Annotated in this window: 8 protein-coding genes and 1 pseudogene; all 9 read right to left on the reverse strand. The window is 70.5% G+C overall.

Annotated features, from left to right (window positions below; translation table 11 throughout):
* Window positions 1-97: 97 nt before the first annotated feature.
* The 9 genes and pseudogenes from ABZ795_RS05285 to ABZ795_RS05325 all read right to left on the reverse strand — a co-directional run bounded on the left by ABZ795_RS05285 (window position 98) and on the right by ABZ795_RS05325 (window position 11,391).
* Entirely contained in the window at window positions 98-2,047 is a 1,950-nt protein-coding gene (locus tag ABZ795_RS05285) for a hypothetical protein (protein WP_327023040.1), read from the reverse strand.
* 52 nt (window positions 2,048-2,099) lie between these two features.
* Window positions 2,100-2,325, reverse strand: a pseudogene (locus ABZ795_RS05290) (transposase); the annotation flags it as partial.
* Between the two features lie 98 nt (window positions 2,326-2,423).
* Window positions 2,424-3,299: a replication-relaxation family protein gene (locus ABZ795_RS05295; protein WP_327023041.1), complete on the reverse strand. Its 876-nt coding sequence runs from the start codon at window positions 3,297-3,299 to the stop codon at window positions 2,424-2,426.
* A gap of 211 nt (window positions 3,300-3,510) precedes the next feature.
* Window positions 3,511-5,991 (reverse strand): DUF87 domain-containing protein, encoded by a 2,481-nt coding sequence (locus ABZ795_RS05300; protein ID WP_327023042.1) that lies wholly within the window; start codon window positions 5,989-5,991, stop codon window positions 3,511-3,513.
* A 32-nt stretch (window positions 5,992-6,023) separates the two neighbouring features.
* Entirely contained in the window at window positions 6,024-7,811 is a 1,788-nt protein-coding gene (locus ABZ795_RS05305) for a DUF87 domain-containing protein (RefSeq protein ID WP_357529083.1), read from the reverse strand.
* Between the two features lie 5 nt (window positions 7,812-7,816).
* Window positions 7,817-8,752 (reverse strand): PrgI family protein, encoded by a 936-nt coding sequence (locus ABZ795_RS05310; RefSeq protein ID WP_327027291.1) that lies wholly within the window; start codon window positions 8,750-8,752, stop codon window positions 7,817-7,819.
* 35 nt (window positions 8,753-8,787) lie between these two features.
* Window positions 8,788-9,702: a conjugal transfer protein TrbL family protein gene (locus ABZ795_RS05315; RefSeq protein WP_327023044.1), complete on the reverse strand. Its 915-nt coding sequence runs from the start codon at window positions 9,700-9,702 to the stop codon at window positions 8,788-8,790.
* A 5-nt stretch (window positions 9,703-9,707) separates the two neighbouring features.
* Window positions 9,708-10,088 carry a pilin gene (locus ABZ795_RS05320; RefSeq protein WP_327023045.1) on the reverse strand — a complete coding sequence of 127 codons (381 nt, stop codon included), beginning with the start codon at window positions 10,086-10,088 and terminating at the stop codon, window positions 9,708-9,710.
* Window positions 10,089-10,515: 427 nt separating this feature from the next.
* Entirely contained in the window at window positions 10,516-11,391 is an 876-nt protein-coding gene (locus tag ABZ795_RS05325; RefSeq protein ID WP_327023046.1) for a hypothetical protein, read from the reverse strand.
* Between the last annotated feature and the right edge of the window lie 446 nt (window positions 11,392-11,837).

Consider the following 11,837-nt stretch of genomic DNA (forward strand, 5'->3'; position numbering starts at 1 on the left):
GGGCGGCTGTTGTACGTCGGGCGGTCTGCTGATCGGCCCCACTGTGTCGACCATTTGAAACAACAGTTGGTTGAGATGAGCAGGCGACGCCCGGCCGTCACGGCGTTGCGCCTCGTTGGTCCTTCCACAGCAGTTCCTCCGTACGCTTGCCGACCAGCACGGATCGGGTCTTCTTCCACAGCGTGCCGATGGCGCGAAGCACCCGTCTGGCGAGATCTTTGAGGCCCTCCGTGAGGCTGACGTAAGACTGCGATCGAAAGCCTGCGTAGCAACCAGCGAAGACCAGCCATGGAGCGACGCCGAACCCAGGCTGCAGGCCCAGGCCGTACAGAGTCGCCGCGATGCCGCCAGCGCCGGCAATCAGCACCAGCGTACGTACCCTGGTGCTACCGCTGATCAGCATCGCAACTGCTGCGAAGGCCGTTGCTAGCGCGACCCAGCCCAGTCGCGTGTCGGCGGCCGGCATGTCGAGGCCGTCGGCCAAGAGCACGCCGAGCGGTGCGGACAAGAGGAAGGCGGTGAGCGCCGCGATGTTCCATGGGCTGATCAAGCGGCCACGTTTCTCCAGCAGTGGTTTGCCACCGCAGTCAGCTTGGCTCTTGTGGTGTCTACCGCGGGCGACCGGTTTGCCCGTGTAGGGCAACAGCGCCGCGCACTGAGGCTTCGCTCGTAGCTCCGGCGCATACTGGATCTCGCCGCCGACATCGCGGCAATAGCTGCTGGCTTCCAGTGCCCAGGTAAGCGTTACGAACATCACCCCGAACGCGCCGAAAGCACCTGCCACGAGCCACGTCCGGGCGTCGTTGACGCCCAGCCCAACAAGCCAGCACGCCACGGTGGCCCGCAGCACGTAGCCGAGCCCGACAGCAAGCCATATCGCCACGGTGACCGACGTCGTCTGCTCCGGCCGCTCGGAGGCAGGACGGCGCCGCAGGGCCTCGTACAACACGGCAACACCGAAGACCGCGCCGGTGAGACAGGTCATCACCCACCACAGGCCGAAGAAAGCGCCACCGCCGAGCGCGAGTGCGACACGCGCGAGGGCTGCCACGGCGGATCGCCGCACGTTGCGTCGCATCGTCTCCCCACTGTTGCCGACTGGTAGCCGCTTTCGCGCCCTCCTCGCGGGATGAGCGACATCATCGGCCAATCCAATGATGTCGTTCCACTGATAGCGAGCGGGGTAGACGAACACTTCCAGCGCGACGATTACCACGACTGCGGTTATCAGGTCATCGCTACCGAGCCGTAGAGATCCGGCCCACACTAGAAGACCACCGAGCGCCGGCACCATGATCCATTTGACCCAGTCTGCGGTTCGTGGCACCAGAAGGTAGGACCAGAGCCGCCGTTCGCCTTCGAACGGCGGCCCTGGCCGGTCGAAGGCGAGTGTGCGTGACGCGTACTTCGTCGTATACCTGAAGAAGAGTGAGTTCCCGCCGACGGCGGTGGCCATAACCTCGACGGTGAACAGGAGCGCGAACAGGCCATATATGAGGAACATGATCAGCTGCCACGGCTGATTGAGGCGAAGTGCGACGTAAACGGCTAGCCCGCCGAAAACGACCACGACGCAGAAGTAGATCAGCAGGGAGAGCAGTCGGAAAGCTAACCGCCCCCGGCGCAGGCTGATTATCTCGGTCGTCACGCCTATGAGGCTCGCCGGACGTAGGGCCGGAACCGCGACCAGCGGGTCGACCGCGTACGTCTGCAACTCCTTCTCGATCGCACGCATGTAGTAGGAGCGCATCGTTGCGACGATGCCGATCATCTGCATGTACGCCAGTACGGCCAGCGTCGGCAGTGGGGTCGCGGCGAGCACCGCATCGTGCACCGGGAAGCACTCCTCTTTCTGCCCAGCCGTGCAGGTCTGGCTGACAGCCGCCACTACGGCAGTGGCTAGGGCCACGGCTACGCCGATCAGCGCCGCCATTGTTCCGACGAAGGAACGTTCATCGTCGCGCGCCATCTCGTAGTCGCTGATCAGTACGGCGAGCCGAGATTGATCAGCAGCGTTTACCATCACGCGGGCCACGATCATCAACATGACACATCGCAGCAAGTGGGGAATACCGGCGGGATGGCTGCCTCGACCGGGTGCCGTTGCGGATGTTGCCCGCGCCGTCACCCGCCTGGTCGTGTTTGGCGTAGCCGAGGTGCTCGGTCATCTCCTCGTTCAACGCGGTCTCCAGGACCGTCTTGGTCAACTGCTTTAACAGCCCGCCCGGGCCCGATCAACGACAGCCCTTGCTCCTTCGCGGCCCGGACGAGCTCGACCGCGGCCTTCGCCTCCGCTGACAGCTCGGGCCGCTTCTTACGTCCGATTTGATCGTTCAGGTCGCGGTCCTCACGGCACTCTCTTCACCAGGCACAACGCCCCAGCAGGTCAGGCCGGAAACACGTTAGATCCACACGCCCGTGCCCTACAGGTCGTCAAAGCGCTGCGGGTTAGTAACGGTGTCGGGTCCGTGGTCGCAGGGCAATTCGTGCAGGTGCCTGCGGTGGATGGGGTCCGAAACGAGGGTCCACACACGGCCAGCGGGGTCGGGGCCGTGCACAGCGGTGGCGATCGGGCTGGCGGTGCGCAGTCCGGCGAGCACACCGAGGAGGCTGGCCTCGCGGCGGCGGCTGGGTACCCAGAACAGCACCGGGTAGCGGGGGCCGAAGGTGGTGAGGCGTTCGTAGCCGCGGAGTTTTGCCACGACGCGGGCGAGGTTCTCGGTGTCGTTGTCGTATTCGAGGAAGAAGCCGGTTGAGGTGTCGCCGATGGTCCACACGCCGTGCCCGTCGGGGCGGATGCCGGCTTGGGCGTAGACGGTGGTGGCGTGCTGCTCGGACCACCATCGGGACAACCGGGTGTCGGGTGTGTGGCGGGCGGTGGCGATGAGGTCGGTGAAGAACTGGTTGACGCCGAGGAGGTGGTTGACCTGGCCGCTGGCGGCGATCCGTTTGGCGCGTTCCAGGGAGCTGCGCGGCGGCTTGCCGCTGGCACCGGCTGGGTCGTGGTAGGTGGTGGGGTGTAGTTGCAGTCCGACGGGGCCGAGGGTGTAGAGCAGGGATCCGTAGCGGCCGGTGTGGTTGCTGCGGCCGAAGCGGTGTAGGACGTCGAGGCGGTGCAGGATCGTGAGTCGGCGTTGGGCGGTGCGGCGGCTGTCGAAGAAGGCGTTGGTGATCTGGTCGGTGGACAGCAGGTAGTGCTCGGCGAGTAGCGCGAGGAGGGCGTGGTCGCGGGGGACGATGCGGCCGAATACCGCGAGGGGGTCGGGTTTGCTGGAGGCGGGGGGAACGCGGGAGTACACGATGTTTGCTCCTTTGGGCAGGATGGGGTTCCCTCCCGATCGGGAGGGTGTCTGGCAGTGGGGAGTCGGTGCGGAGGGTCTGCCAGGGGGCGTGTGCGGCACTGACAGACCAGGTCAGCACTGTGGGAGCGGTGTTCGGCGGTCATCGGTCGCGATCCCGGTGACGGTCCGGTGCGCGACCCGGGCGACGCCACCGGACCGGCGACGACGGTCAGGCGCGGTCGCTCTTCGGACGGGACCGTCGTTGTTCGGGGTTGCGGCTGAGTCGTTCGACGAGTTCGTCGACGGCGCTGGTGTCCTGGACCGGTACCGCCGCGGCGGCGGCCTGCCGGATGGCGGTCGCCTCTCCGACGACCGGTCTCGGTGGTCGGGTCCGCATGGTGAACGCCGGGGTTTGGCGGCCGTTGACCACGAGGCGTGCGGCGGCGGTGTAGGCGTCGAGGTGGGCGAGGTCGTGCTCGCCGAGTTCGGGCTGGGTGTGTCGGGACAGGACTTTGGCGTCCTCGGGTGCGCAGGTGAAGTACACCTTGTTGCGGGCGTTGGCGGAGGCGGCGGCGAGCAGGTCGCGGGGGAACTGGGCGAGGTCCTGGTGGGCGAGTACGAGGGAGAGCCGGTACTTGCGGGCTTCGGCGAGCATCATGTCGAGGCTGTTGGCCAGGGTGAGGAAGTTCTGCGCCTCGTCGATGATCAAACTCGCGTCGCGGCGCTTCTCGGGTGCGATGGCGGCGCGGGCGGTGGTGGCCTGCCACACCTGGGCGAGGATGAGGGAGCCGAGCAGTCGGCTGGTGTCCTCGCCGAGGACGCCTTTGGGGATGCGGACGAGCAGGACTCCGCCGTCGAGGACGCGGCCCATGTCGAAGCTGGATCTCGGGTAGCGCATCGTCCGTTTGACGAAGTCGCGGAGCAGGAACGCCCGTAGACGGGCGAGGACGGGGCCGATGACCTGGGAGCGGAGGCTGTCGTTGAGGCCGTCGTACCACTGCCAGAAGCCGCTGAGCCCGGCCGGGTCATCGAGGTCCACGGTCATCGCGGACCGGAACTGGGGGCTGTTGAGCAGTGGGGGGATGTGCTGCAGGGTCACGTTGTTGTGGCGCAGCAGGGTGAGGCAGGCGACCCGCATGACGTCGTCCATCCGCGGACCCCACGCTTTGGCGAAGATGGTGCCGAAGATCGACACGAGGTTGTCGACGACCAGATCGGGATCATCGCCTTCGAGCGGGTTGAGCGTGGGTGGGTTGTCCTGGTCGGGGTCGAAAAGGACGACGCGGTCGGCGACGGTGGCGGGGAGCCGGTCGAGGATGTCCAGGACGAGGTCGCCGTGGGGGTCGATGACGACGGTGCCGCGGCCGGCTTTGATGTCGTCGAGGGCCATGTTGACCAGCAGGGTGGTCTTGCCGGAGCCGGTCGAGCCGATGACGTGCAGGTGATACCTGGCGTCGGGTACCGCGAGGCCGACGGCGTGGCCGCCGATCTCGGCGTCGCCGAGCATCTTCACCCCACGACCGCCGCCGGGGACGGCGACCGGTGCCGGCATGGACGCGGCCCGCGCCCGGTCGAGGCCGGGCACGGCCAGGTCGCGCGGCAGGGCGGCCAGCGCCGCGAGTTCCGGGGCGGAGGTCAGGAACCCCGGGCCGAGCCGTCGGGCGGCGAGGACCGCCACCGGCGCGGGCATCCGGGCCCGGTGGGTGAGCCGGTTGCGGCCGGTGTGGATGGCGAAGGCCGAGGCGAGGGTGTCGGCGATGCCCCGCAGCCGACCCCGCGGGTCAGCGCCGGAGCGTCGGCTGGTGGTGGCGACCGCGTACCGGATACCGGTCTGCCACAGCGGGTGCGCTGTCTTGTCCAGGATCGCCCGGACGTCCCGCTCGACGGTGGGATCCCGACGGGCCACCGGCGTGGGGTGGCCGGTGCCGCCGCTGCCGGGCAGGAACGCCTCCAGCAGCCACAGCACCGGCGCTGCCGGGTTGATCGCCGGCACGGCGGTCTTGCCGGCCCGAAGCCGGCCGGACGCCCGACGGGCGCGTGCCGCTCGCCGGGGTGTGGCCGGGCGGGCGAGGACCTGCACGCAGGCGTACTCGCCGGGTTTGAGCTGCGCGCCGGCGGACATCAGCGGGCGCAGCGGGTCGGTGTCGTGGTCGGTGGTCAGCGGTAGCCACTCCGCGTATACGGGCAGCAGGTGTCCACCGGCGGCGGGATGCGCGTCGAGCGGAATCGGGGGCGGCGGGTTGTCGTCGGTGGTGGTGGCCGAGCCGGGCCACGCCGCCCGTACTGCCGCCTCGACCGCGCCGGGTGGGACGGTGCCGGGTACCCAGATCGAGATGAGCAGTTGCCGGCCGGACCAGGTGTACTGCCAGACGACGTGCGGGGTGCCGTAGAGCAGGCGTCGGCGTCGTGACGGGGTCAGTACGCCGGCAAGGTTCGCCCACAACGCGGCGGCGCTGTGCGGGTCGACCTCAGGCGGCGGGGCGATCGTGACCAGCCGCGCGTCGTGGGCGTGGTGGTGGTGCCGCCAGATCTCGACGAGGTTGCGGACCGCGATCCATGCGGCGAGCAGTCCGGCGGCGACAGCCGCCAGCCAGGGTCGCTGTGCCGCCCACACGGCGGCGTCGACCAGGGCAGCCCCGGGTCCGGTAGGAGGGGGAATGGGACCGGCGCCCGGCCCGATGGTGGGGCTGGGCGCCGGTGGCGGTGACATGAGCGCTGATCCGAGGACTCCGGTCGGTGGTGTCACAGGTCGTCCTCTTCCTCGTCGACATGGGCCAGTTCGGTCGGGTCGGTGGTGCACAGGGTGTGCTCGGTGTCCGAGGAGATCGACTCGAAGCTGGTCCTGTTCACGCCGGAGATCAGCAGTCCTTGGCCACGACGGGCCGAGAGCAGCAGCCGCCGCTCACCGTCGGTGAGCCCGAACGCCTCGCCGACGGCGTCGATGGCCTGGGGTGCCTGTCGCAGCAGCACCTGGGTGGCGGCGTTGGACACCACGGCCTGGCCGAGGTCGGTGCCGAGCAGGTCGGCGGCGTCCTGGGTGATGACGGTCAGTCCGGCGTTGCGTTTGCGGGCCGCCTTGCTCATACGGAACAGGAAGCGGGCGCCTTCGCCGTCGCGCATCAGCAGCCACGCCTCGTCGACCACGACGAGGCGTCGCCGCGACGGGCGTTGCGGGGTGTCGACGGTGCGCCAGATCGCGTCCAGCGCGAGGAGGGTGCCGACGGTGCGTAGTTCGTCGGGCAGGTGTCGCAGTGACCACACGACGAGGTGTCCGACGGGGGCCTGGGTGGTCGGGGCGTCGAACAGGTCGGCGAAGCTGCCCTGCACCCACGGCGCGAGCCGGGCGGCCAGGGTCGCGGCGGCCGGGTCGTCGTCGGTTCGCAGCGTGGCGGCCAGGTCGCGCAGCAGTGGTGCGGGCCGGTGGTGGGTGGCCGGGTCGGCGGTGATGCCGGCGGCCCGGTAGACGGCGAGGATCGCCCGGTCCAGCGCGGCCCGTTCCGCCGGTGGCGGCTGGTGGCCGAGCAGCACGCTGATGAGGGTGTGGAGGAACAGGCCGCGGCGGGTCAGCGTGTCGGGACGCCGGTCGTCGAGCGGCAGGTCGAGGGGGTTGATCTTCACGCCGGGCATGCCCAGCCGGACGATGCTGCCGCCGACGGCGTCGGCCAGGCGCAGGTACTCGTCTTCGGGGTCGACCACCGCGACCTGCACACCCTGGTAGAGGTTGCGCAGGATCTCCAGTTTGACGAAGTACGACTTCCCGGCACCGGATCGGGCCAGGACAATCGAGTTGTGGTTCTCCTGGGTCCAGCGGTCCCACCAGACGATCCCCGAACTGGCGGGGTTGACGCCGTAGAGGACACCGCCGGTGGTCGGCGGGTCGCCGGGCAGCGGGGCGGGCAGGTCCGGACTGGACAGCGGGAAGGCGGCGGCCAGGGCGGCGGTGTCCATGGTGCGGAGCATCCGCAGCCCGTCCGTCGCGAGGGGCAGGGTGGTGGTCCAGCCGGCCAGTTGCCGCCAGGTCGTCGGTTGCACCTCTAGGAGGGTGGACGCGGCGGCGGCCCGGACCTGTGCGCACGCTTGCAGTAGTTCGTCTTCGGTGCGGGCGTGCACGGTCAGGTAGAGGCCGACGCGGAACAGTTTCGCCGCGCCTCGGGCGAGTCGTTCGGCCAGGTCACCGGCGTCGTGGGCGGCGGCGTCGACGTAGGGGTCGGCGAGTTTGCCGCGCTCGGCGTCGGCCCGCCTCGACGACTCCAGGCGGGCCCGCTGTGTGCGTAGCCGGGACGCGGCGACAGGTGCCGGTAGCGGTTCGATGTGCAGGGCGAGGTCGAGGCGGCCCGGCCAGGACAGCAGCGGCTCCAGCCACGCCGGGCCGACCTCGGCCGGGTAGCCGGTCACCACCAGGGTGGCGGCGTAGCCGTCGCCCACGCGCAGCCACCGGGGGGTGACCTCGACAGTGGCCGGCGCGACCGCCGACGCCACCGAACCGGTCTCGGACCGCTCGGCGGAACGACCTCTGATGCGACGCCTCATCATGATCACGGTTTTGTTCTCCTCTCATCGCTGCGGGTGGCTGGGGTTGCGGTGATGACCGCGTCGGGTGCGGCCAGGCCACCCGGGCGCGGCGGCCGGTACGGGTCGGCGGCGCAGGTGAGAGCGGCGGTGACCGCCGGTCCGTCCAGGACGCGTGGGGTGACGCCGAGGCCGGACAGCGCGCGGACGGTGTCGTCGGCGCGGCGACGCGCGGCGTGCGGGCCGCGTTCGCCGACACCGGTGGCGGTGGTGATGAGGACCTGCCGGCGCAGCGGGTCGCGGCGTGCGGCGAGGTCGGCGAGGAACGCGGCGTGGTCGGCGCAGGCCGCGCGTAGCCGTGGATGTGGCTGGGTGTCCGCGGCGGCGGCGAGGGCCCGGCTGTGGGAGGCCAGGTCGACCGGTTGCGCGGACACGACGATCTGGACCGGGGCCGAGAGGCTGTTGAGCCACCGGCCCCAGCCGTCGATCAACGCCGCCTGCTCGTCGGGGGTGCGCAGCGCCAGGTTCACGGTGGTGGTGCCGACGATCGCCGCCCGCGCGCCGTCGAGGCTGATCTGTCCGTCGTCGTCGATGGCGTCGGCGGGCAGCCGCAGCGGCGCCGGCAACGGCTGCCGGCCGGTCTTGGGAGTCTCGACCCAGTCCGGCACACCGCCGCGGTCGGCGGCGCCGGGGGTGGTGGTCAGTGCCCGGGGGGTGCGGGTGTGGCGGATCGCGTGTAGCAGCCACACGTCCAGGGACAGGCCGTCGCGGCGGCCGAGCGCCAGGCCGATGACCAGCCCGCCGAGTACGACACCGGCACCGGTGAGCAGCGGTGTCGCGACGACGCCGTGCAGCGCCCGCCACAGGCTGTAGAAGACGAGCGCGCCGGCGGCGACGATCGCCAGCTGGTGGAACGTCAGGCCGTAGGCGACCTTGTCGGGGGCGTCGACGTCGGCGGGCATCCGTGCCCTGGTCGGCGTTTCGGGCTCAGGTGCGGTCATCTGATGGTCCTCCGAAGGGTGTTCAGGCCGGGGACGGTGCGGGAGAGCTGCTGCACCACGACGACGCGGACGACCGCGCCGAGCATGGTGCTCGTGCCGCGTCCGGTCTGGCCCGCCCAGCGGGCCATCAGCCCGGGGATCTTGACGGTGGTCCACAGCAGCACCACCACGACCAGGAGGTTCAGGGTGCCGCCCGGATCGGCGGGCAGACCGAACACGGGCAGCATGGCCGTCGGGTCCAGCAGTGTCTGCTCACCGGCGGTGAGGAAGAACGCCTGCGCGACGGGTATCGCCAGGCATCCGGTGTAGGCGCGCCACCACAGTCGGGCGAGGCCGTCGGTGGCGGGTAACGCGTGGCAGGCCAGCGCCAGCGGCGCGATGGCCGTCATCACCAGCAGCGCCACGAACCGGCCGATCAGCTGGAACGCGGCCGTCACGACCAGCACGGTGATGACCAGGGCCAGGACCAGGAACAACAGCGGGACAGTGCGGTCGTGTGCCGCCGCGAGGTGGGTGCGGATCGCGGTGAACGCGCCGTCGCCGTCGTAGCCGCCGTCGCTGACCGCCGCGGTCAGGGCGTTGGCGAGATCGATGAGCTGGTCGCAGGCCAACTGGGAGAAGTGCGCGGCGGTGAACCCGACGACCAGCCGCGGTAGGAGGTCCTTGACCGTGTACCGGGACTGCTCGCCGCCGCCGGCGACCATGACGAGCACGCCGGCGGCGACGAACGCGAGGACGAAGACGGTGTCCACGATCCAGACCGACCGGCCGGTGAGGGCCTGCACCTGCGGCAGTCCGGTGACCTTCGGGGTGGTGAGCAGGACGCTGGTGATGAGGTCGAAGATCGCGCCGAGGCAGGCCAGGATCGCCTCGGTCAGCCAGTCCAACGTCTGGTCGAGGAACCATCCCATCGGGTTCAGCCCCCGACGATGCCCTGGACGACCTGCAGCAGGATCGGTGCGAGCACCGCCAGGCCGTAGCCGATCAACGCGTTACGCAGGGCGAGTTTGGCTTTCTCGACCTGCGACGGGTCACCACCGGCGGTGGCCCAGTACACGCCCGCCAGGACGAGGAACAGGGTGGCGAGAGCGGCGAGGATTCCCATGATCCAGGCCCGCAGGTTGGCGATCACCACCGGCAACGAGTTCGCCGCCAGATACACGGTGCCACCCGGGTCGGCGTACGCGGCGGCCGGCACGGCGAGCGACAGGCCGACACCGGCCAGCGGTACGGCGACACGGAGCGCGAGACGAACGACTCGCGGGATTCGGAAAGGGTGCTGTGGGGTGCGGGACATGGGGCGTTCACCTCCCGCCGCCCCCGGCCACGAACGGGACGTGGCCGGGGGCGGCGATTACTCGAAGCAGATGGGGGCCGCCGCCGGGCGCGGGCGAGAAGCGCGGTTCCGCGTGAGCCCCGGGAGGAGCTCGTCCTCCCTCATGGGTGGGTTGCGGTCATCGATGTGGTGTCAGCGCATCAACTGGCGCGGCACCCGAGGCACGCGGATCGCGGCTGCTCGCATCGCCCGGCGGCGGGCGGAACCGGCGAGGGGTACAGCTCGCCGAGTCCCGCACCCCCAAACCGGGGGTTGTGAGTCCTGGCGAACACTTGCCGCGCTCACACCGTCCTGTGAGGGCTCACAGCGCCAGGTCAGGCCCCCCGGCGCGGAGAAACGGCTGTGGCCCGACGCGCAACGTCGGGCCACGGCCGTTTGCGGTGGTTGGTCAGGCGGCTGCCGCAGCGTGGCGGGCGGTTTCGCGGCGGGTGGTTGCGGCGCGTCCGGCGCGGCGCCGACGGCGCTGCTCGGCCCGCTGCCGCAGTCGTGCCGTGGTCTCCGGCGACACGAGCCCGGTCAGCAGCCCGTCGGCGAGGGCGGCGGCGATGCGGCTGTCGATGCGGGACATCCGCATGCGCAGGGCGTCGACGCTGACGCCGTACGCGGCGGCGATGGGTTCGATCGCCCGGTACCCGAGCCGCACGTCGATGTAGGGCTGTTCGTCCTCGGGGTCGAGGATGCCGAGGGTCACCGCGCGGCGGACCAGGAGGTCCGGATGCCCGTACGGCACCCTGGGGGTGCGGGAGCCGGGGGTGACGTGCTCGATGTCCTCCACCGGCACGTACTCCTGCCGTTGTAGGCGCAGGTTCCGCCCGGCTCGCCACGCCGCCCGGCACAGGCTCGCGTACGGTGCGGGTTTGGTCAGGTCCGCCCGGTCGCGCAGCGCGGTCAGGAACCCGGTGAGGATCTCGGCGTCGATATCCGCCGGGTCGCCGTCGTAGCCCTCGCACAGCTCGGCCGCGTACCGCTGCAGCGCCGGCATCGCCATGCCGACCGCGGCGACGACCCAGTGCGGCCCGTCGAGGCGGGCACGTCGGATCAGCTCCCGCCACACCTCGTCACGCGCCGTGTAGGCGCGGGGATGGCGCAGCAGCCAGTCCCGCAGCGCCGGCAGCGGCATCACCGGCTGCCGCAGACCCGCGTCGCAGGCCAGCACCGTGCAGTCGAAGACCAGCGGCGCGGGCTCGCAGGTCAGCGCGGCGAAGGCGGTCTGCGCCGCGTCGAGGGCGGACGTCGGCCAGTTCCTAGCGTCGGACACGCTCATGGCAATACTCCTCTGACAGCGAAGGGACGCGGGATGCCGTCGCCGGTGTTGTCACGGCGACCGGTGCCATCGATTGCGCCACAAGCGACTCACAAGGACCTGACAGAGCTTCCCGGCGCTGTTCGCCACCGGGGTCGGACCTCTGTCAGTGGCCCAGCCCGCACGATCTGCCATCGCCCTCCATCGCGGCGGGACTTCTGACAGAGGCCGGTTGACCTGCCCTGTGACACCCTGACAGACCCTGTGACCGCGCGGCCCCGGTTGGCGGTGGCGCAGGCTTCACGCCGTGACCGCGAGACGGCCCGGACGACATCACCGGGGACACGGGCGGCCCGCTGTGACGACCAAGCGACTCGCCGCGCCACTGTCACCGCCGGCCATCCCGCGTCCTGTGACAGACGACGCCGCGTCGATGGCATCGGCCCGGCAGACGGTGCTCGACGACG

This window comes from Micromonospora sp. NPDC047134, from assembly GCF_040643455.1.
In the GTDB taxonomy this organism is placed as follows: Bacteria; Actinomycetota; Actinomycetes; order Mycobacteriales; family Micromonosporaceae; genus Micromonospora.